This is a genomic window from Cupriavidus sp. UGS-1 (assembly GCF_021213615.1).
In the GTDB taxonomy this organism is placed as follows: domain Bacteria; phylum Pseudomonadota; class Gammaproteobacteria; order Burkholderiales; family Burkholderiaceae; genus Cupriavidus.
The window spans coordinates 140,155-161,445 of the sequence record NZ_JAJQJF010000002.1; the positions used below are offsets into that span (position 1 = coordinate 140,155).

Genomic DNA, 21,291 nt, shown 5'->3' on the forward strand with positions numbered 1-21,291 from the left:
TGCCGCGGCCGGACGAAGAGTTGTTCCGCCGTACGGCACCGCGATGCCGATGCACTGATGCAGTGCACCAGCGTGTTTCCGCACTGACGCTGCGCCTCGTTGCAAACGCTGGCGCAGTGCACGTGGCCGCGGCGGCCGTCCCGTTCCAACCGTCCGCCAGCAAGGAGCCACCATGGAAGTCGCCAAACGCCTGATGCTCGAGAACCGCGCCTGGGCCACCGAAGTGTTGTCACGCGATCCCGAACGCTTCAAGCGCCTGGCCGTGCGCCAGGCGCCGGATGTGCTGTGGATCGGCTGTTCGGACAGCCGCGTGCCGGCGGAACTGATCACCAATGCCGAGCCGGGCGATCTGTTCGTGCACCGGAACATCGCCAACCTGGTGTGCGAGGAGGACCCCAACCTGATGAGCGTGCTGCAGTACGCGCTGGAGGTGCTGCGCGTCGGCAACGTCATCGTCTGCGGGCATCAGGGCTGCGGCGGCGTACGCGCGTCGCTGGCGCGCGTTCCGGAGCTGCCGCATGTCGATGCGCGGCTGGACGAGATCCGGCAGGTCTATCGCGCGCACTGCGCCGAGCTCGATCGTCTCGATGGCGACGACGCCCGCACCGCGCGCCTGGTCGAACTCAATGCGATTGCGCAGGTGCGCAAGCTGGCCGGGATGCCGCTGGTCCGCAAGGTGTGGGACAGCGGCCGCGTGCTGCGCCTGCATGCATGGATCTACTCGCTGGAAACGGGTCTGCTCGAGGAGCGGCTGTGCCTGGACGGCACGGAAGCGGCAACGGGCCTGGAACCGCTGGCCGCCTGACCCCATCGACCTGACCACTGGACCGCATCGACCCTATGAACTCGGCGCCCCCTACCTCGACTGTCTCCATCCCGTCCTCGCGCGATGCCTATCTGCGCCATCTCGGCCGCGATATCCCGGCCGGCGTGGTGGTGTTTCTCGTTGCGCTGCCGCTTTGCCTCGGCATCGCGCTGGCCTCCGGCGCACCGTTGTTGTCCGGCCTGCTGGCCGGCGTGATCGGCGGCGTGGTGGTCGCCATGCTGAGCGGCTCGCAGCTGAGCGTCAGCGGTCCCGCGGCCGGCCTGGTCGTCATCGTCGTCGGCGCGATCGCGACGCTCGGCAGCTTTTCCGCGTTCCTGGTCGCGGTGATGCTGGCCGGCATGCTGCAGATCGTCTTCGCGTGGCTGCGCGCCGGCGATATCGCGGCGCTGGTGCCGTCGGCGGTGATCAAGGGCATGCTCGCGGCGATCGGCCTGCTGCTGATCATCAAGCAGCTGCCGGTCGCGCTCGGCCTGCCTTCGTCCGCGCCGCTGGATAGCCGGATGGTCGACGAGGCCGGCCTGGCCGACGCCGCGCAACAGGCGCTCGGCATGGTGTCGGGCAGCAACCTGACGGTGGCCGCGGTCGCGCTGGCGATCCTGGTGCTGTGGGATACCGACTTCATCCGTCAACGGCGCGCGCTGCGGGCCCTGCCCGCGCCGCTGCTGGCGGTGCTGTGGGGCGTGCTGTACCAGCGCTTCGCCGTGCATGCGAGCCCCGATGCCGCGCTGGCGCCCGATCATCTGGTGCAGCTGCCGGCCATCGACGGCCCGGCTTCGCTGCTGGCCGAACTGGCGCGCCCGGACTTCTCGGCGCTGGCCAATCCCGATCTCTATGTGGTCGCGCTGACGCTGGCGATCGTCGCCAGCCTGGAGACGCTATTGAGCCTGGAGGCGGTCGACAAGCTCGACCCGATGCGCCGCGTGGCGCCGCCCAATCGCGAGCTCTACGCGCAGGGCGTCGGCAATATCGTGGCCGGCCTGCTGGGCGCGCTGCCGCTGACCGCGGTGATCGTGCGCAGCTCGGCCAATATCAGCGCGGGCGGCCGCACCAAGGTGTCGGCGGTCGTGCACGGCGTGCTGCTGCTGGCCAGCGTGCTGTTCCTGTCGGATCTGCTGCGCTGGATTCCGCTGGCGGCGCTGTCGGCCATCCTGCTGCATGTGGGCTACAAGCTGGCCAAGCCGGCGCTGTTCGTCGAGGCCTGGCGCAAGGGGCCGGCGCAGGCGCTGCCGTTCGTCGTGACGATCGCGGCGATCCTGGCCACCGACCTGCTGTTCGGCATCGCCATCGGCATGGCGGTGGGAATCGCCTTCACGCTGCGCCATCATGCGCAGAGCGCGATCTCGCTGACACGCTACGAGGACTGCTATCTGCTACGGCTGCACAAGGACGTGTCGTTCTTCCACAAGGCGCAGCTGCGGCGCCATCTGGCGAAGGTGGAAGCGGGCGGGAAACTGATCATCGATGCGACCCGTTGCGAGCGCATCGACCACGATATCGAGGAAACGCTGACCGACTTCCAGCGCGCCGCGCGGGTGGCGGGCATCGATGTCACGCTGCGCACGCCGGGGCCGGCGTCGCGCCTGCCGGGGGCATTGGCCGCCGCCGGGTCGTAGCGGCCGCCCGCGTTGCGACGCGGGCGGCGAGCGGGCGGGCGGCCGGTCAGTCAACCACCGGCAAATCAACCGGCAATCAACCGGCAATCAACCGGCGATCAACCCGCCGATCCAGCGGGCATCAATCGGCCTTCACCGGCTCGATCGCCATCTCCTTGAGCCTGAGCTCGACCGCCTTGCCCTTGCGCGCGCGCTTGCCGACATAGGGAAGCAGGTTCGCGCCGGCCAGCTTCTGCGACGTCGCCTTGCCGCCTCGGCCGAGCCCGGACACCATCAGTCCGGGCGCGCCCACCGCGGCGACCTGCTGCAGCGTTTCCTTCGGTTCCAGCTCCATCAGGATCACGCCGCGTCCGCCGCCGGACAGCACCTTGATCTCGTCGAGCGCGATCAGCAGCAGGCGGCCATTGCCCGACAGGCAGGCCACGTGCGTCGCCTCGTCGCCGATCGGCGCGGGCGAGAGCGGCGCGTCGCCATCGTCGAGCGTCAGGAACGACTTGCCGCCCTTCTGCCGGCTGATCATGTCACCGACCTTGCTCTGGAAGCCGTTGCCGCCGCGCGTCGCGATCAGCATGCGCTGATCGGCCGTGCCGGCGAACGTATGCGCGATCTGCGTGCCCGCCTGCAGCTCGACCAGCGTGGTCAGCGGCACGCCGTCGCCGCGGCCCCCGGGCAGGCCCGCGACCGGCACCGAATAGACGCGGCCATTGGTACCGAAGGCGAGCAGCACGTCGATCGTGCGGCATTCGAAGGTGCGGTACAGCGCGTCGCCCGCCTTGAAGGTGAACTGCTGCGGATCGTGCCCATGGCCCTGGCGCGTGCGCACCCAGCCCTTCTGCGACACCACCACGGTCACCGGTTCGTCGATCACGCGCACTTCCGCGGCGGCGCGGCGCTCTTCCTGGATCAGCGTGCGGCGCGGGTCCTTGTCGGCCGGGCTGTACTGCCTGGCGTCGGCCTCGATCTCCTTGACGATGCGACGACGCATCATGGTCTCGGACTTGAGCAGCACGTCGAGGTCGGCCTGTTCTTCGCGCAGGTCCTTCAGCTCCTGCTCGATGCGGATCGATTCGAGCCGCGCCAGTTGGCGCAGCCGGATTTCGAGGATGTCCTCGGCCTGGCGCTCGGACAGGCCGAAGGCCTGCATCAGCGCGGGCTTGGGCTCGTCGCCCTCGCGGATGATGCGGATCACCTCGTCGATATTGAGCAGCACCAGCATCCGGCCTTCGAGGATATGGATGCGGTCCTCGACCTTGCCCAGCCGGTGCCGGCTGCGGCGGGTCACCGTCTCGAAGCGGAAGGCGATCCATTCGCGCAGGATCTCGGCGAGGCCCTTCTGCCGCGGACGGCCGTCGGTGCCGATCATCACCAGGTTGATCGGCGCGCCGGTCTCGAGGCTGGTATGCGCGAGCAGCGTCTGCGCGAATTCCTGCTGGTCGATGTTCTTGCTCTTGGGCTCGAACACCAGCCGCACCGGCGCGTCCTTGCCGGACTCGTCGCGCACCGCGTCGAGCACGCCGAGCATGGTCTGCTTCAGCTGCAGCTGCTCGGGGGTCAGCGACTTCTTGCCGGCGCGGACCTTCGGATTGGTCAGTTCCTCGATTTCCTCGAGCACCTTCTGCGCCGAGGTGCCGGGCGGCAGCTCGTTGACCACCAGCTGCCACTGGCCGCGCGCCATGTCCTCGATGACCCAGCGCGCACGCACCTTCAGGCTGCCGCGGCCGCTCTCGTAGATCTGCGCGATGTCGGCCGGCGACGAGATGATCTGGCCGCCGCCCGGATAGTCCGGGCCCGGCATCAGCGCCAGCAGCTCGGCCAGCGTGATGTTCGGATTGCGGATCATCGCGACCGTGGCCGCGGCGACCTCGCGCAGGTTGTGTGGCGGGATTTCGGTGGCCATGCCGACCGCGATGCCGGACGCGCCGTTGAGCAGCACGAACGGCAGCCGCGCCGGCAGCAGCTTGGGCTCTTCCATCGAGCCGTCGTAGTTCGGCGCGAAGTCGACCGTGCCCTGGTCGATCTCGTCGAGCAGCAGCCGCGCGATCGGCGTCAGCCGTGCCTCGGTGTAGCGCATCGCCGCGGCGCCGTCGCCGTCGCGCGAGCCGAAGTTGCCCTGGCCGTCGATCAGCGGATAGCGCAGCGAGAAGTCCTGCGCCAGCCGCACCAGCGCGTCGTAGGCCGACTGGTCGCCGTGCGGGTGGAATTTGCCCAGCACGTCGCCGACCACGCGTGCCGACTTGACCGGCTTGGCGTCGGCGCGCAGGCCCATCTCGTGCATCGCGAACAGGATGCGGCGCTGCACCGGCTTCTGGCCGTCGGCCACCTCTGGCAGCGCGCGGCCCTTGACCACGCTGATCGCATAGTCCAGATAGGCGCGTTCGGCGTAGTGGGCGAGCGTCAGCGAATCAGCCGGCTCGTCGGGTTGAAACGTAATGTCTTGTTGTTCCATGGATGCTCAATACCTGCCGTCAGCGGCGATCAGATGTCGGCCACGACTTCGTTGCCGCGTTCCTCGAGCCAGTTGCGCCGCTGCGCGGCCTCGCCCTTGCCCATCAGCATGTTCATCACGCCGACCGTCTTCGGCAGGTCGTACTCGCCGAGCGCCACCGGCAGCAGCCGGCGCGTGTCGGGGTTCATCGTGGTCTCCCACAGCTGCTCGGCGCTCATCTCGCCCAGGCCCTTGAAGCGCGAGATCTGCCACGCGCCTTCCTTGACGCCGTCCTTGATCAGCTTGTCCTGGATCGCCTCGAGCTCGCCGTCGTCGAGCGCGTACAGCTTCTGCGCAGGCTTCTTGCCGCGCGCCGGCGCGTCGACGCGATACAGCGGCGGACGCGCGACATAGACGTTCCCCTGCTCGATCAGCTTGGGGAAATGGCGGAAGAACAGCGTCAGCAGCAGCACCTGGATGTGCGCGCCGTCGACGTCGGCATCCGACAGGATGCAGATCTTGCCGTAGCGCAGGTTCGACAGGTCCGGCTCGTCGTCCGGGCCGTGCGGGTCCACGCCGATCGCCACCGCGATGTCGTGCACCTCGTTGTTGGCGAACAGGCGGTCGCGTTCCGTCTCCCAGGTGTTCAGCACCTTGCCGCGCAGCGGCAGGATCGCCTGGAACTCCTTGTCGCGGCCCATCTTGGCCGAGCCGCCGGCCGAATCGCCCTCGACCAGGAACAGCTCATTGCGCGACACGTCGGTCGATTCGCAGTCGGTCAGCTTGCCGGGCAGCACGGCCACGCCGGAGCCCTTCTTCTTCTCGACCTTCTGCGCGGCGCGCGTGCGCGCCTGGGCCTGGCGGATCACCAGCTCGGCCAGCTTCTTGCCATAGTCGACATGGTGGTTCAGCCACAGCTCCAGCGCCGGCCTGCTGAAGGTCGAGACCAGCCGCACCGCGTCGCGGCTGTTCAGCCGTTCCTTGATCTGGCCCTGGAACTGCGGGTCCAGCACCTTGGCCGACAGCACAAATGAGGCGCGCGCGAACACGTCCTCGGACATCAGCTTGACGCCCTTGGGCAGCAGCGCGTGCATCTCGATGAAGCTCTTGACCGCCTGGAACAGGCCCTCGCGCAGGCCGGATTCGTGCGTGCCGCCGGCCGGCGTCGGGATCAGGTTCACGTAGGACTCGCGCACCGGCGCGCCTTCCTCGGTCCAGGCCACCACCCACGACGCGCCCTCGCCCTCGGCGAAGCCTTCCTCGCCGGCATTGGCATCGGGATCGGCGAAATGCTCGCCCTCGAACATCGGAATCACCAGCTCGGCGCCGCTGCCTTGCGCCAGCGCCTCGATCAGATAGCCCTTCAGGCCCTGGTCGTACTGCCAGGTCTGCACGGTCGGCTCCTGGCCGCCGCTCTTCTCGATGACCAGCGTGACCTTGACCCCGGGCAGCAGCACCGCCTTGCTGCGCAGCAGCCGCTGCAGTTCGGCCAGCGGAATCGTGGCCGAATCGAAGTACTTCGGATCGGGCCAGACCTGCACCCGCGTGCCGTTCTTCTTCTCGCCGCGCTCGATCTTGCGCGTGGTCAGCGGCGTGGTCACGTCGCCGCCGGAGAAGGTCAGCGTGGAGAAATTGCCGTCGCGCCAGACCGAGACGTCCAGCCGGGTCGACAGCGCATTGGTCACCGACACGCCGACGCCGTGCAGGCCGCCCGAGAACGCGTAGGCGCCACCCTTGCCCTTGTCGAACTTGCCGCCCGCGTGCAGCCGCGTGAAGACGATCTCGACGACCGGCACCTTTTCCTCGGGATGGATGCCGACCGGAATACCGCGGCCGTCGTCGTCGACGCTGACGCTGCCGTCGCGATGCAGCGTGACGACGATCTCGCTGCCGAAGCCGCCCAGCGCCTCGTCGGAGGCGTTGTCGATGACCTCCTGCACGATATGCAGCGGGTTGTCGGTACGGGTGTACATGCCGGGTCGTTGCTTGACCGGCTCCAGTCCTTTCAGGACGCGGATGGAAGATTCGCTGTACTGACTGGGTTTGCTCGCCATGGAGTCGTTACGAAAGTGGGAATCGCGGCCGCCGGACATCCGCATCGGGAGGGCCGGCCAGGCCGGGCAGCCTGCATTGTAATGGAACGCTGCAGGCGCCAATCCCGTATCAAGCGGGGAATTCTGCCCGTTCCAGCAGGGACGGCGTCCCAGGCCGCGGCCGAGCCGAAGGCTCGCCGGCGCGGCTCGCTGGCCACTCCCTCCGCATAAAACCCTGGCCGGCCGGGTGAATTCGGCGGCGGCCGACGCGCCTTTTCGATGCGGAGTACACTCGCCAGCACGATTGCCCGGCAGGGCAAGACGACGGCAACGAACAACACAACAACGACAACAGCAACACCCTCCGGACCGAGCCAGACATGCCAAGAAAACCACTCTCCCTGACCACCGTGCTGATCTGCGGGGGCCTGCTCGTCACGCTGTCGATGGGCATCCGCCACGGCTTCGGCCTGTTCAACCTGCCGATCACGCAGGCGCACGGCTGGAGCCGTGAAACCTTCGCCTTCGCGCTGGCGCTGCAGAACCTGATGTGGGGCGCGGCGCAGCCCTTTGCCGGCGCGCTGGCCGACAAGTTCGGCGCGCTCAAGGTGATGCTGGTCGGCGTGGCGCTGTACGTGGCGGGTCTGGTCGTGATGGCGATGGCCAGCAGCGGCACCGCGTTCGCCTCGGGCGCCGGCATCATGATCGGCATCGCGCAGGCAGGCACCACCTACAGCGTGGTCTACGGCGTGATCGGGCGCGTCGCCAGCCCCGAGAAGCGGGTCTGGGCGATGGGCATCGCCGCGGCGGCCGGCTCGTTCGGCCAGTTCCTGATGATTCCGGTCGAGCAGAGCCTGATTTCGGGCGTGGGCTGGCAGAACGCGCTGTTCGTGCTGGCGGTGATGGCCTGCATGATGCTGCCGCTGGCGATCGCACTGCGCGAGCCGGACCAGGGCGGCGCGGCGCACGGCCATCGCCAGACCATCGGCCAGGCGGTCAAGGAAGCGTTCGGCAACCGCAACTTCCAGCTGCTGACGCTCGGCTATTTCGTCTGCGGCTTCCAGGTGGTCTTCATCGGCGTGCACCTGGCGCCGTACCTGAAGGACCGCGGCTTCACCGATCCCAAGGTCGCCACCGTGGCACTGGCACTGATCGGGCTGTTCAACGTGTTCGGCACCTATACCGCCGGCGCGCTGGGCCAGCGCATGCCCAAGCGCTACCTGCTGTCGTTCATCTACCTGAGCCGCTCCATCGTGATCGCGGCCTATCTGCTGCTGCCGCTGTCGGCGTTCAGCACCTGGGTATTCGCCGCGCTGATGGGCGCGCTGTGGCTGTCCACGGTGCCGCTGACCAACGGCATCATCGCGCAGGTGTTCGGCGTGCAGTACCTGTCGATGCTGTCGGGCGTGGTGTTCTTCTCGCACCAGATCGGCAGCTTCCTCGGCGCGTGGCTGGGCGGCTATCTGTACGACCGCACCGGCGCCTACGACATCGTCTGGGGCATCGCGATCGCGCTCGGCGTGGTCGCGGCGCTGGTCAATCTGCCGATCCGCGAGCAGGCGCTGGTGCGCCCGCAGGCGGCGGCCGCGTGACCATGACGACGCGCGTGCTGCGGATCATGGGCGCCGCCACGCTGGCGGCGGCGCTGGTGCTCGGCTTTATCGGTTATCTGCAGCCCGGGTTCATGGTGGATGTGACCAATATGGTGCTGGCCTGGTGCGGGTGAGGGATTTGGGCGCCCAATGCCTTCTCCCCCGCCCCTCTCCCGCGCGCGGGAGAGGGAGAAAACCGGGGGACTCGATGAGCCGACGCGGCCTCTCCCGCTTGAGGAGAGGGGAAAAAACCGGCGGGACTGATGAGCCGACGCGGCCTCTCCCGCCTTCGGAGAGGGAGAAACCGGCGGCATTCGATGAACCAGCCCCCCCCCCCGATGAATCGACACTCCCCTCTCCCGCTTGCGGGACAGGGCCCGGGGGAGAGGGCAGCCTGCCGAAAGCGCCCGCGCCCTAGCCTTCGCCGCGGCGCTTGGCCTCCAGCAACTCCCAGCGCTCCAGCGCTTCCAGCAGTTCCATCTCGATCTCGTCGAAGCGCGCCGCCAGCTGCGCGGCGCGCGGCGGGTCGCTGGCATACAGCGAGCCGTCCTCGAGCTGCCCGCCGATGGTCTTCTGCTCGGCCTCCAGCGCGGCGATGCGCTCGGGCAGCGCGTCGAGTTCGCGCTGCTCCTTGTACGACAGCTTGACGGTCCGGTTGGCGCCGCGCGCATCGCGCCCCGCCGCCTTGGCCGCTTCGTCCCCGCCGGCGGGCTTGCCGGTCTCGGTGGCCTTGCGTTCCGCGCCCCGCTCCGCTCCCTTCTGGCCCTGCGCGGCCGCGCTGCGCTCCGACTGCTGGACCCAGTCCGAATAGCCCCCGACATACTCGCGCCAGCGCCCCTCGCCTTCCCACGCGATCGTCGAGGTCACCACGTTGTCGAGGAAGGCGCGGTCGTGCGACACCAGGAACACGGTGCCGCCGTAGTCCTGCAGCAGTTCCTCCAGCAGTTCCAGCGTCTCGATATCGAGGTCGTTGGTCGGCTCGTCGAGCACCAGCACATTGGCCGGCCTTGCAAACAGCCGCGCCAGCAGCAGCCGGTTGCGCTCGCCGCCCGACAGCGACTTGACCGGCGAACGCGCCCGCTCGGGCGCGAACAGGAAATCGCCCAGATAGCTCATCACGTGCTTGCGCTGGCCGTTGACCTCGACCCAGTCGCTGCCGGGGCTGATGGTGTCGGCCAGCGACGTCTCCAGATCCAGCTGCGTACGCATCTGGTCGAAGTACGCAACCCGCAGATTGCTGCCGTTCTTGACCACGCCCGCGTCCGGCGCCAGTTCGCCGAGGATCAGCCGCAGCAGCGTGGTCTTGCCCGCGCCGTTCGGCCCGATCAGGCCGACCTTGTCGCCGCGCATGATGGTGCCGGTGAAGTCGCGCACCACGGTGCGCTCGCCAAAGGACTTGGTCACGCCGGTCAGTTCGGCGACGATCTTGCCCGAGCGCTCGGCCTGCGAGACCTCGAGCTTCACATTGCCCTGCACCTCGCGCCGCGCCGCCCGTTCGGCACGCATCGTCACCAGCCGCTGGATGCGCGCGACGCTGCGCGTGCGGCGGGCCTCCACGCCCTTGCGGATCCACACCTCCTCCTGCGCGAGCAGCTTGTCGAACTTGGCCTGCTCGACCTGCTCGGCCGCCAGCATCTCGGCCTTGCGCGTCTGGTAAGCGGCGAAGTTGCCGGGGAAGGACACCAGCTTGCCGCGATCGAGCTCGACGATGCGCGTGGCGACGCGATCGAGGAACGCACGATCGTGGGTAATCAGCAGCACGCTGCCGCGAAAGCCCAGCAGCAGATCCTCGAGCCAGCGGATCGCCTCGACGTCGAGATGGTTGGTCGGCTCGTCGAGCAGCAGGATATCGGGCTCCGCCACCAGCGCCTGCGCGAGCGCCACGCGCTTGCGCGTGCCGCCCGACAGCGCGTCGACGCGCGCAACCGGATCGAGGCCCAGCCGCGCCAGCGTCGTCTCGACGCGCGTGCGCAGCTGCCAGGCATCGGCCGCGTCGAGCTCCGACTGCAGCCGATGCAGTTCGGCCAACGTGGCCTCGTCGTGATGCTCGGCCAGCCGGTTGGCGGCATGTTCGTAGGCGACCAGCAGGTCGTGGGCGGCGCCCATGCCCTGGGCGACCGCATCGAACACCGTCAGCTGCGCCGCGAACTCGGGTTCCTGCGGCACATAGGCGGTGGTGATGCCCTGCTGGCGCGCGATCAGACCGTCATCTGGCGCGGCCTGTCCGGCCACGATCTTCAGCAGCGAGGACTTGCCCGAGCCGTTGCGGCCGATCAGGCCGACCCGTTCGCCGGCCTCCAGCGAAAAGTCGGCGTGGTCGAGCAGCGCCACATGGCCAAAGGCCAGCTGGGCGTCGGAAATGGAGAACAGGGCCATGACAGCGAAGGAAGGAGGCGCGAAATAAGGGCGCGAAATGAAGGGTCGCGAGCGCCGAGGCCGGCGCGGAGGACGCGGCGCGAGCCTGGCACGGCGCGCGTCATGCCGGATCGGCGGCGAGCCGGCATTGTAGAGCATGCGCGGGAGCGGCGCGCCCGCCGCGGACGGAGGGCTAGCGCGGCACCGCCGGCAGGCGCAGCATCGCCTGGGCCCCGCCTTGCGGCCGGTTGCCGAGTGTCAGCTCGCCCCGGTGCAGCAGCGCCACCTCGCGCGCGAAGCACAGGCCGAGCCCGGTGCCCTTGTCGCGGCCGCCCGGCCGGGGGAGCGAATAGAAGCGCTCGAACACCCGCGGCAGCGCGTAGTCGGGGATGCCCGGGCCACTGTCGGCGACCGTCACGGCAAGCGCCTCCCCGTGCGCGCCGCGCTCGCGGTGCAGCCCCAGCACGACCGTGCTTCCGGCCGGCGCGAAGTCGACCGCGTTGTCGATCAGGTTGACCAGCGCCTGCCGCAGCAGGAACGGATCGCCCAGCACTTCGGCGGGCGCGGCATCGGTCTCGACGCGCGGCGACAGCACCACGCCGCGCTGCCGCGCGCGCGGTTCCAGTTCGGCCGCCACTTCCGTCAGCAGCGGCGCCAGCGCGACCGGACGCGGCGCCTCCAGCCGCTGGCGCTGCTCGACCTCGGCCAGCGCCAGCAGCTTGGCGACCATCTCGGCCAGGCGCCGCGCCTGGCTGTCGATATTGCCGACGAAGCGGGCGCGATCGGGCGCGGGCATGTCCTCGCGCAGCAATTCCGCCGCGCCACGGATCGCCGCCAACGGGCTCTTCATCTCGTGCGTCAGCGTATGGATGTAGTGCTCGACGTACTGCTTGTCCTCCAGGCGCAGGCGCATCGTCTCCATCGCCCTGCCCAGCTCGGCCAGCTCGCCGGCGCCCGACAGCGGCATCGCGGCGCGCTCGCCCGCCGCCACCGCGCGCGCATAGCGCCGCAGCCGGCGCAATCCGTTCGCCAGCCACAACGTGCAGGCCAGGCCGATCGCCGCGGCCACGCCCATCAGCAGCAGCCCGTGCAGCAGGATGCGGTGCTGGCTGCGCGCGATCACCGGCGCCATCACCGCATTGGGCTTGGCCACCGTCAGCACGCCCAGCAGGCGCTCGCCATCGCGGATCGGCGCCGCGACGTACATCACGGTGCTGCCCTCGTCGTTCGGGTCGCTGCGCGTGCTGCGCGCACCGTACTTGCCGCGCAGCGTCAGGTAGACGTCGTTCCACCGCGAATAGTCCTGGCCCACCGCGGTGCCGGCCGAATCGAAACGCACGATGCCGGCCGTGTCGGTGACATAGACGCGGTAGCCGATCTCGCGCTTGCGCAGCCCCCACAGCTCCGCGTCCAGCGGCGCGTCGCGCAGCGCGTTCAGCTGGCGCGCGAAGGCACCGTCGGCGATGCGGCCGTCGCGCATGTCGTCGGCCGCCAGCGCCGCGAGCGCGTGCGCGGTATCGATCAGCGTGTCTTCCATCGCCTGGCGCACGCCCGGCTTGACCTCCTGCACGAACACGCGAAGCGTCAGCCAGGCCGCCAGCCCGACGATCAGGAAGAAACCCAGGAAGATGCGCAGGCCGATTGCATCCGTCGCCGGTCCCGCTCAGATGGCCAGCGAGTAACCCATGCCGCGATGGGTGCGGATCGGGTCCTCGTCGCCGGCGGCGCGCAGCTTGGCGCGCAGCGTCTTGATATGGGTGTCCACCGTGCGGTCGCTGGTATCGAGCGCGTCGTCCCAGACCAGGTCCATCAGCTGCGCGCGCGAGTAGATGCGGCCCGGATGGTCGGCCAGCAGCGCGAGCAGCCGGTATTCGTAGCGGGTCAGGTCGAGCCACTGGCCGCGGTAGGCGAGCCGCGCGCCGTCGCGATCGTGCAGCAACGGCGGCACCGCATCCTGTCCGCCCGCCGGCGCGGCGCCCTCGCCCCGGCCGCGCATGCGGCGCAGGATCACGCGCACGCGCGCCGCCAGTTCGCGCGGCGAGAACGGCTTGACCACATAGTCGTCCGCGCCGATCTCCAGCCCGACGACACGGTCGATCTCCTCGTGGCGCGCGGTCAGGAAAATCACCGGCACATCGGAAAAGGTGCGCAGCGTGCGGCAGACCTCGAAGCCGTTCAGGTCCGGCAGGCCCACATCGAGGATCACCAGATCGACCGCTTGCGCGCGCAGCCGCGCGATCGCCTCGCCGCCCAGCGCGCAATGCTCGACCTGCATGCCCTCGGTGCGCAGCGCATAGAGAATCGTATCGGCAATGGCGGACTCGTCGTCGACCACGAGGATCGACGGGGCATGCGTGGCGTTGGCTTGCATCGAGGACTTGCGGGCGGCTGCGGCAGGAAATGAGAGGGGGAAACGGGTCCGTCATTCTAGTCGAGCGCGCCGACGGCCGCCCCGCCCTGCCGCTGGCGCCGGCGGTGAAAATAGAGCCGCTGCGCGGCCCAGCGCAGCGGCGGCGAATACAGCATCCACTCGAACAGGCGGTCGGACTGGCAGCGGTCGAACAGCCAGCGCAGCGCGCGCTTTGCGCGAAAGCGCGGCGTGGCGCGCGGGACGGTCCGCTCCGGCGCCGGCCGTCCATCGCGCAGATGCGCGGCGATCGCGGCGGCGATCGTCTCGCCGTGTTCCCACGCAGAATGGATGCCGCCGGCGGTGACCGGCGACACCACGCCGGCGGCATCGCCCGCCAAAAGCACGCCATCGCGGCCCAGCGGCAGCACCGGGCCGCCGCAGGGAATCAGGCCGGCGCGCGTCGACGCCGGCACCGCGTCGTCGGGCACGCCGAGCAGATGACGCACGCGGGCCAGGAATCCGTCGATATCCGGCGTGCGCGGGCCGCGCCGGCGCCGCCGCAGCGCCACGCCCATCTGCACGCCGGTGGGTGTCTGCGCGGCCCAGCCGAGATAACCGGGTGCAAAGCGCTTGCCGACGAAGCAATGCAGGGCCCCGGGCTCGGGCAGCGTCAGGCCGTCGAATTCGTACTCGATGCCATAGAGGAAGTCACGCGGGCCGGGCAGGCCCAGCCAGGCCGCCACGCGAGATTTCGCACCGTCCGCGCCGATCAGGTAGCGCGTGCGGCCGATGCCCGGAATGCGCCAGCGGTCGCCGTCGCGCATCGCCTGCACGAACGGCGTGCCCAGGTGCACCGCCACGCCATGCCGCGCCAGCTCGTCGACCAGCCAGCGCATCAGCGCCGGCGTATCGGTGGTCAGGAAGTAGTAGCCGGGCGCGTCCAGCCGCAGGCTGCGCAGCGCCGGCGAATAGAGCCGCACGTGCTCGACGCGGCGGAAACAGTGCGCCGGCGCGCGGCCCAGCCAGGTGCGCTCGGCCGCTTCCTTGACGACGATGCCGGTGGTATGGAGCTTCGCGCCGGGATCACTCTTGCGCTCGAGCACCGCCACGCGCAGCCCGGCACGGGCAGCCGCCAGCGCGCATGCCGCGCCGGCGAAGCTGGCGCCGACGACGATCACGTCGTAGTCGGCAGTGCTGGCGGGAAACCGCGAGACGGTGGAGGCGCTATCCAGAGGGCTGGCGGAAGCGGACTTCGGAACGGACACTGCGGGACGGGTTGGCATCATGCCGGGCTCCTGTTGCGTCGGTGACAGGCAGCGCAGTGTCGCGGGCGAATGTGAAGGCGGCGTGGGGTCGATGTGTAGCGGCGGGTCGCGGGAGGCGCCTCGGTGGGCCGAGCGGCGGCCCAAAAAAAGAACAGCCCGCGACATAGGCGGGCTGAAGAGTCTCTCCTCGGTGCCCTGCTCCCAAGGCACGGCCTCACTGTATCGGGACCGCGATGGGTGCTCCAGTCGGACAAATCCGTAAGGGAAAACGCCTGTAGTCCGGCGGCGGTCCGCCCGCCGCGGCGACGGCATCGCGCGCTCGTGCGAAGATGTCGCCTTCAACGCACTGCTGGCCCGATCGCCACGCTCTTTCGCATTGCGTCTGCCGTTGCCGATCGCCGCAGCGGCGGTTGTTGCCGCAATATGCGATCGGCCGCACCGACTGAAACAAATCGCCATGCCTTCCGCCACGCTCAAAGTCACCGATCTCTCCATTTCGGCCTTCGTCGCCGGACTGGTCGCCATGCTGACCGGCTACACCAGTTCGCTGGTGCTGATGATCCAGGCCGGACAGGCCGCACACCTCAGCGACGCGCAGATCGCGTCGTGGATCTGGGCGCTGTCGATCGGCATGGGCGTGACCACGATCGGACTGTCGCTGGTCACGCGCGTGCCGATCGTGATCGCCTGGTCCACGCCCGGCGCGGCGCTGCTGATCGCCAGCCTGCCCGGCGTGCCCTACGCCGAAGCGATCGGCGCCTTCCTGCTGGCGGCGCTGCTGATGACGGCTGCCGGCCTGACCGGCTGGTTCGACCGGCTGATGCGCGCGCTGCCGGCCAGCATCGCGGCGGCGCTGCTGGCCGGCATCCTGTTTCGCATCAGCATCGACGTGTTCGTGCAGGCGCAGCACCAGACGCTGCTGCTGTTGCCGATGTTCGCGGTCTATCTGCTGGGCAAGCGCTGGTGGCCGCGCTATGCGGTACCCGGTGTGCTGGTGATCGGCGTCGCGCTGGCGGGCATGCTCGGACAACTGCATTTCGAGCAGTTCCATTTCGCGGTGGCGGCGCCGGTGTGGACCACGCCGGCGTTCTCGCTGCAGGCCTTCGTCAGCATCGCGATCCCGCTGTTCATTGTCGCGCTGGCATCGCAGAACATTCCGGGCCTGGCCGTGCTGCGGGCCGACGGCTATCACGTCAAGGCGTCGCCGCTGATCACCGTGACGGGCCTGGCCTCGGCGGTACTGGCCCCGTTCGGTTCGCACGGCATCAACCTCGCCGCGATCACGGCGGCGATCTGCACCGGCAGCGAGGCGCACCCGGACCCGGCGCGGCGCTACACCGCCGCGGTGGTCTGCGGCATCGGCTACCTGGTCGCGGGCACGCTGGCCGCCAGCATCGCGGCGCTGTTCGCTGCCTTCCCGCAGGCGCTGGTGATCGCCGTGGCGGCGTTCGCGCTGCTCGGCTCGATCGCCAGCGGCCTGACCACGGCGATGCAAAACGCTGGCGAGCGCGAGGCCGCGCTGCTGACCTTCATGATCACGGCCTCCGGCATGACGCTGGTCGGCATCGGCTCGGCGTTCTGGGGCGTGGTGGGCGGGATCGTCGCGCTGTGGGTGCTGCGGCCGCGGGAAGGCCGTTGAAGGTCAACGCAGACTTGGGGCTTCGCGGCGCGCCGGAGCATTGAGACAACGGCGCATCCGCTCCAACTACGGCCTGTTCCCGACAGCTTTCGTCAACTCGGCACAAGCGCAGCCGATTTCGGCGATTTAGCGTAGTAGCAAAAATCTTGTTCAACATATTTTTTGCTACTACAATAATCCATGGAAATCGAGTTCGACTGCGTGAAAGACAGCCGCAACGTGCGCCAGCACGGCATGTCCTTGGCCGACGCAGGCCTGATGGATTTCGACAAGGCATTGATTGCAATAGATGAACGCAGGCAATACGGCGAAACACGCTACATCGCCTACGGCCCGATCGGTACCCGCCTGCACTGTCTGGTCTTCACCATACGAGGCGACACGCTGCGGGCCATCAGTCTACGCAAAGCCAATTTCCGAGAGGTGCGAGACTATGAACAGGAAATCTAAGCTGACCATGCCGGCCGCCCACGAGAACGCCGCCATCGCGCGCGGCATTGCGGGCGATCCGGATGCGGTCGAACTGACGACCGAGCAGATCAAGCGTATGCGTCCGGCACGTGAAGCATTGGCCGAAGTGCTTGGCGAGAAAAACGTTGAGGCGCTGATCAAGCGACGGGGTCGCCCTGCCCTTCCGGCGGCCGAACGCAAAGTCAGTCAAACCCTGCGACTCGATCCTGACGTGCTGCAGGCATTCAAGGCAACCGGCGACGGGTGGCAAACGCGCATCAATGATGCGCTGCGCGCCTATGCCAAGGCTCATCGGATGCTGGCGCGCGGCTGCTGAGCGTCGCATGACATCACGAGACGGCTATCTGCAGTCGGTACTGGACTGGGCGAGCGCCACGGACGCGGTCCTGGCGGTGATCCAGACGGGTTCGCTGGCACGACAGGATGGTTCCGCGGACCAGTATTCGGACCTCGATATCGAGCTCATCTCGTCCGATCCCGATACGCTGGCGCGCGACGACGAGTGGCTCCACCAGATTGGCGCGCCGATCACGGTGTTGCGCCTCGAGGCCGGCGACGAACAGCCTTGGCCGACGCGGCTGGCGATATACCGGGGCGGCGTCAAGATCGACTTCACCGTGGCCGGTGTCGAACGGCTGCAACGGCTGACCGCCGCCGGTGCAGGGGGACTGGACGACCTGTATGCCCGCGGCTATCGCGTCCTGCTCGACAAGGCTGGCGTTTGCGCATTGCTGCCGCCTGCGCCGTATCGGTTCCCGCCGCAACGCCTGCCGTCACAGAAGGAATTCCAGGACAGTGTCGAAGAGTTCTGGTTCGAGGCCTTTCATGTCCCGCGCTATCTGGTGCGCGGCGAACTGTGGCTGGTCAAGCAGCGCGACTGGACGATGAAGACGTTGCTGCTGTGCATGGCGCAATGGCATGCGCTGGCGCTGCACGGCGGCAAGGTCGACGTCTGGCACAACGGCCTGCGCATGGACCAGTGGACCGATCGCGATACATGGCATGCGATGCAGCAGGTTTTCGGACGCTTCGACACCGCGGATGCCCGGCGCGCTTTCGACGCCACGGTCGAACTCTATGGGCGCCTCGGGCGAGAGGTGGCCGAGCGTACCGGACTGGCATATCCGCAGGCCTGCGAGGATCAGATCCAGGAATGGAATCGGGCCGTGCTGGCGCGCCTGCGCGGCTGACCGGGGAACGCGCCGCCACCCTCGGCATCGAGGGAATCGCGGCCGTCGTGCAGGCCCGTCTGCGCCAGTGCCAGCAGGCGGCGCGCTTGATCGAGTCAGCTCGTCATGCTGCCCCGGGACCGTCCACTAGCGCTTGGTGACGTCGCCCGCGAACGACTGGATCTTGCGCGTCGGGCCCGACACGATCAGCAGATCGCCCGGCAATACGCGCGTGCTTGGCGTGGCGTGCTGGAAATCCTCGTTGGCGCGCTTGACGCCGACCACCGTGACGCCGGACTTCTCGCGCACGCCGGATTGCGCCAGCGTCTGGTTGTGGGTCGACGCCGGCGCATGGACCTTGGCGATCGCGAAACCGTCGTCGAACTCGATGAAATCCATCATGCGGCCGGTGATCAGGTGCGCGACGCGCTCGCCCATGTCGGCTTCCGGATAGACCACGTGATGCGCGCCGATGCGCTGCGCGATCTGCCCGTGTTCGGCCGACATCGCCTTGACCCAGATGTCCTTGATGTCGAGTTCGGTCAGCGTCATGATCGTCATCAGGCTGGCGGCGAGGTCCGAGCCGATGCCGACGATGGCATGAGCGAAGTCGGCTACGCCGAGCTGGCGCATCACGTTGACGTTGGTGGAATCGGCCTGCACCGCATGCGTCAGGTAGTTGCCCCAGACCTGCACCGGCTCCGCTTCCTTGTCCAGGCCCATCACGTCGTGGCCCAGGCGCATCAGCGATTGCGCGACCGAGCTGCCGAAGCGGCCGAGCCCGATCACGACCACGCTGTCGCCCTTCGAGAACGAGAACTGCTCGGTAAATAATCTAGCCAACAATTGGATGCTCCTCGGGATAGCGGAACGGCATGCGGCGCTCGCCCAATACCAGCGACGCCGCCAGCGTGATGGTGCCCACGCGCCCGGCGTACATCAGCAGCACCAGCGTGAACTGGGCCGGCGCCGGCAGATCCCCGGTGATGCCCGTCGACAGGCCCGTCGTGCCGAAGGCGGCGATGACCTCGAAGATCACCTGATCGGTCGGAATATCGGTCGTGCGCAGCAACACCAGTGTACCGAGGGTGACCAGCGCGCTGCCGAGCACCAGCACCGTGATGGCCTGGCGCTGGGCCGATGCGCCCAGCCGGCGGCCGTATGCCTCGCAATCGCTTTGGCCGCGGATTTCGGCGAACACCAGCAGCGCCAGGATCGCGATTGTGCCCACCTTGACGCCCCCGGCAGTACTGGCGCTGCCGCCGCCGACGAACATCAGGAAGTAGTGGAGCGCCCATGTTTCCGGCGTCAGCACGCCGATGTCCACGGTATTGAAGCCGGCCGTCCGCGCGGATACCGAGGCGAACGCCGCGGTCAGCAGCTTGTCGCCGGCCGACATCGGCCCCAGCGTATTCGGATTGGTCCATTCGAACAGCAGGACCCCGACAAAGCCCATCGCCAGCAGCACCGCGGTGCCGGCCAGGGTCAGCTTGGTATGCAGGGACCAATGATGGGGACTGCGCGCCTTGCGCCGGACATCGTGCAGCACCGGGAAACCGATACCGCCGACCACGACGGCGACCATCACCGGAATCAGGATCAGCGCATCGGCGGCATAGCGCGTCAGGCTGTCCGCATGGATCGAAAAGCCGGCGTTGTTGAAGGCGGACACCGCATGGAACAGTCCGCTCCAGATGGCATCGCCCCATGGCAGGTCATGGCCGTAGCGAAGCCGCAAGGCAAGCAGCGCCGTGACCACGGCCTCGGATGCCAGCGTCACCACCAGCACCAGCCGCGCCACGCTGGTCACGTCGCCAACGCCGAGCGAGCGCGTTTCGACCTGCGTGATCAGCTTGGTGCGCAGCCGCAGCGAGCGGTTGACCATCAGGCCCAGCAGCGTCGCTGCCGTCATCATGCCGAAGCCGCCGATCTGGAACAGCACGAGAATCACGGCCTGGCCGAAGCCGGACCAGTAGCTGCCGGTGTCGACGACCAGCAGGCCCGTCACGCAGATCGCGGATACCGCGGTGAACAGCGCCGTCAGCCACGGCACGGGCTGCCCGTCGGCCTGGGATATCGGCAAGCGCAGCAGCAGCGTGCCGGCCGCGATCGCCAGCAGGAAGACCATCGCGACGATGCGTGGGGGATGCGCGATGGCTTTCATCGATGGGCCATCCGCGCATCGACGGTGCCGGTCCGAGGCACGCAGGGGATCGCTTCTTGTTGTCCGTCCATGTTGCCGACTCCGAGAAGGCGCTCGACCGCGGCGTCAGAGCTGGTTCACGCGCTACCGCAACAGGCCGCCGATTCTACACTGGCCCATTTACGTCGAGCCCTTGCGTTCGCGCTGGTTTGACATGCATGCCAGCGCGGCACGCAGTGTTGCGCGCGTGGTTGTAAGCCGCATTGGCGCCGATGACAAGGCTCGTAAATCACCGTTGCAAAATCGAACAGAATGTCAGACGCCTCGCCGCTACAGTGATTCCTCCCTTGCCTGTAGGCGTTTTGATGGAGGTACACGAATGAAGCAACATCTGGCGAAATCCCTGTTGATGGCTGGCGCGATGATCGCGTCGTACCCGCTGCTCGCGCAGCAGTCCCAGCCGATGCAGCCGACTCAGCCGATGCCGGCCGCGCAGACGATGCAGCCGATGCAGTCCACCCAATCCTCGCCATACGCGCAATCCGCGCAATCCGCGCAACCCACGCAGTCGATCCAGTCCGCGCCTGCCACGCAGTCGATGCCTTCGGCCCAGCCGATGCAGGGCATGCCGGCGGCAACGGCGCAAGCTCCAGCCGCCGCGCCGGTCTCCGGCGATCCGTACGCGCAAGCCACCGCGCCTGCCGCGCAAGCGGGCATGGCGAGCACCGACCCTGCCCTCGATCCGGCCAGCATGAGCCTGCCGCCGGATGCGCTGGGCACGCGCCTCGGCCAGCGCAGCCCGTTCCTCGACGGCGCCTGATCCTCGATAGTCGTTTCGGTCCTGCCGGATGCCGACGCTCGGCCATGCCAGCACGCGCGGCGTCCGGCGTCGCGGATTGCGAGCGGCAACCGCGTGGAAACGGGGCGATGCGAATACGGATATGGGGATTGGTCCCGCCGACAGGAATCGAACCTGTATCTAGCGCTTAGGAGGCGCTCGTTCTATCCATTGAACTACGGCGAGCGGATAGACGGGCATCGCTGCGACGCCCTGGGATGCGGCCACCGTCGAACCGGTGAAACCGCGCGCTCGGCGATCGGCCGAGGCAGGGGCGGAGTATAGCAAAGTCACTTGGCGGGGAGCGTCTCGCCGGCACCAGGAAATGTGCGATTTCGCGCGCGGAGCTGCGTCGCGGGTGCGATCTGGCGTCGAGCCCGCATCGTGGCGCCAACTCCCGCGCAAATGAAAAGCCCGCCAATGTCCTGGCGGGCTGGCTGCGGACGGGCCGGGCAGTCTGGGTCGACGCTGGCGGCATCGCCACAAGCCACGGTACAGGTCCTCTTCCTCATGGTTCCGCCGATGTCGCGGCCGCCCATCCGGACCACCCGGACAGTCGGAGAAAGAAGGCG

At 68.4% G+C, this 21,291-nt stretch carries 17 protein-coding genes and 1 tRNA gene; 9 read left to right on the forward strand and 9 right to left on the reverse strand.

Annotation, left to right across the window (positions count from 1 at the left end; genetic code table 11):
- Nucleotides 1-172: 172 nt before the first annotated feature.
- Together LRR16_RS03260 and LRR16_RS03265 are read left to right on the forward strand one after the other, a co-directional pair.
- Nucleotides 173-805: a carbonic anhydrase gene (locus tag LRR16_RS03260; RefSeq protein ID WP_232204786.1), complete on the forward strand. Its 633-nt coding sequence runs from the start codon at nt 173-175 to the stop codon at nt 803-805.
- Between the two features lie 35 nt (nt 806-840).
- The gene (locus tag LRR16_RS03265) at nt 841-2,439 is read left to right on the forward strand and encodes a SulP family inorganic anion transporter (protein ID WP_232204787.1); all 1,599 of its coding nucleotides are present in this window, start codon (nt 841-843) and stop codon (nt 2,437-2,439) included.
- Between the two features lie 121 nt (nt 2,440-2,560).
- Here the strand turns inward: LRR16_RS03265 and parC are convergent, their stop codons facing one another.
- Together parC and LRR16_RS03275 are read right to left on the reverse strand one after the other, a co-directional pair.
- Nucleotides 2,561-4,885 carry a DNA topoisomerase IV subunit A gene (gene parC, locus LRR16_RS03270; protein ID WP_006578371.1) on the reverse strand — a complete coding sequence of 775 codons (2,325 nt, stop codon included), beginning with the start codon at nt 4,883-4,885 and terminating at the stop codon, nt 2,561-2,563.
- 29 nt (nt 4,886-4,914) lie between these two features.
- Nucleotides 4,915-6,918, reverse strand: a complete 2,004-nt coding sequence (locus LRR16_RS03275; protein ID WP_064572921.1) for a DNA topoisomerase IV subunit B — start codon at nt 6,916-6,918, stop codon at nt 4,915-4,917.
- Between the two features lie 359 nt (nt 6,919-7,277).
- Between LRR16_RS03275 and LRR16_RS03280 the strand changes: the two genes are divergently transcribed.
- The gene (locus tag LRR16_RS03280; protein WP_023263934.1) at nt 7,278-8,489 is read left to right on the forward strand and encodes an MFS transporter; all 1,212 of its coding nucleotides are present in this window, start codon (nt 7,278-7,280) and stop codon (nt 8,487-8,489) included.
- Nucleotides 8,486-8,623: a hypothetical protein gene (locus tag LRR16_RS03285; RefSeq protein WP_232204961.1), complete on the forward strand. Its 138-nt coding sequence runs from the start codon at nt 8,486-8,488 to the stop codon at nt 8,621-8,623. Before LRR16_RS03280 ends, LRR16_RS03285 begins: the two co-directional genes overlap by 4 nt.
- 280 nt (nt 8,624-8,903) lie before the next feature.
- Here the strand turns inward: LRR16_RS03285 and LRR16_RS03290 are convergent, their stop codons facing one another.
- The 4 genes from LRR16_RS03290 to LRR16_RS03305 form a co-directional block, all read right to left on the reverse strand.
- Entirely contained in the window at nt 8,904-10,865 is a 1,962-nt protein-coding gene (locus LRR16_RS03290; RefSeq protein WP_232204788.1) for an ATP-binding cassette domain-containing protein, read from the reverse strand.
- 172 nt (nt 10,866-11,037) lie between these two features.
- Nucleotides 11,038-12,486, reverse strand: coding sequence for a two-component system sensor histidine kinase CreC (gene creC, locus LRR16_RS03295; protein WP_232204947.1), 1,449 nt, complete (start codon nt 12,484-12,486; stop codon nt 11,038-11,040).
- A 21-nt stretch (nt 12,487-12,507) separates the two neighbouring features.
- Nucleotides 12,508-13,215: a two-component system response regulator CreB gene (creB, locus tag LRR16_RS03300; RefSeq protein WP_064572915.1), complete on the reverse strand. Its 708-nt coding sequence runs from the start codon at nt 13,213-13,215 to the stop codon at nt 12,508-12,510.
- Between the two features lie 56 nt (nt 13,216-13,271).
- Nucleotides 13,272-14,480 carry an NAD(P)/FAD-dependent oxidoreductase gene (locus LRR16_RS03305; protein ID WP_232204789.1) on the reverse strand — a complete coding sequence of 403 codons (1,209 nt, stop codon included), beginning with the start codon at nt 14,478-14,480 and terminating at the stop codon, nt 13,272-13,274.
- A gap of 436 nt (nt 14,481-14,916) precedes the next feature.
- Here LRR16_RS03305 and LRR16_RS03310 point away from each other — a divergent pair, with 436 nt between their 5' ends.
- The 4 genes from LRR16_RS03310 (at nt 14,917) to LRR16_RS03325 (ending at nt 17,759) form a co-directional block, all read left to right on the forward strand.
- The gene (locus LRR16_RS03310; RefSeq protein ID WP_232204790.1) at nt 14,917-16,098 is read left to right on the forward strand and encodes a benzoate/H(+) symporter BenE family transporter; all 1,182 of its coding nucleotides are present in this window, start codon (nt 14,917-14,919) and stop codon (nt 16,096-16,098) included.
- 180 nt (nt 16,099-16,278) lie between these two features.
- Nucleotides 16,279-16,548 (forward strand): BrnT family toxin, encoded by a 270-nt coding sequence (locus LRR16_RS03315; protein ID WP_043440957.1) that lies wholly within the window; start codon nt 16,279-16,281, stop codon nt 16,546-16,548.
- A complete protein-coding gene (locus tag LRR16_RS03320) occupies nt 16,532-16,885 on the forward strand; it encodes a BrnA antitoxin family protein (protein ID WP_232204791.1) in 354 nt (117 codons plus the stop codon). Before LRR16_RS03315 ends, LRR16_RS03320 begins: the two co-directional genes overlap by 17 nt.
- Before the next feature lie 7 nt (nt 16,886-16,892).
- Nucleotides 16,893-17,759 (forward strand): aminoglycoside 6-adenylyltransferase, encoded by an 867-nt coding sequence (locus LRR16_RS03325; protein WP_232204792.1) that lies wholly within the window; start codon nt 16,893-16,895, stop codon nt 17,757-17,759.
- 126 nt (nt 17,760-17,885) lie between these two features.
- Here the strand turns inward: LRR16_RS03325 and LRR16_RS03330 are convergent, their stop codons facing one another.
- Both LRR16_RS03330 and LRR16_RS03335 read right to left on the reverse strand, forming a co-directional pair.
- Nucleotides 17,886-18,581 carry a TrkA family potassium uptake protein gene (locus LRR16_RS03330; protein ID WP_006576838.1) on the reverse strand — a complete coding sequence of 232 codons (696 nt, stop codon included), beginning with the start codon at nt 18,579-18,581 and terminating at the stop codon, nt 17,886-17,888.
- Nucleotides 18,574-19,902, reverse strand: coding sequence for a TrkH family potassium uptake protein (locus LRR16_RS03335; protein WP_232204793.1), 1,329 nt, complete (start codon nt 19,900-19,902; stop codon nt 18,574-18,576). Before LRR16_RS03335 ends, LRR16_RS03330 begins: the two co-directional genes overlap by 8 nt.
- A gap of 358 nt (nt 19,903-20,260) precedes the next feature.
- On the opposite strand from LRR16_RS03335, the gene LRR16_RS03340 reads away from it, so the two are divergent.
- Nucleotides 20,261-20,701, forward strand: a complete 441-nt coding sequence (locus LRR16_RS03340; RefSeq protein WP_006576840.1) for a hypothetical protein — start codon at nt 20,261-20,263, stop codon at nt 20,699-20,701.
- Between the two features lie 129 nt (nt 20,702-20,830).
- Here LRR16_RS03340 and LRR16_RS03345 read toward each other — a convergent pair.
- Nucleotides 20,831-20,905: transfer RNA gene (locus LRR16_RS03345), tRNA-Arg, on the reverse strand.
- Nucleotides 20,906-21,291 lie beyond the last annotated feature (386 nt).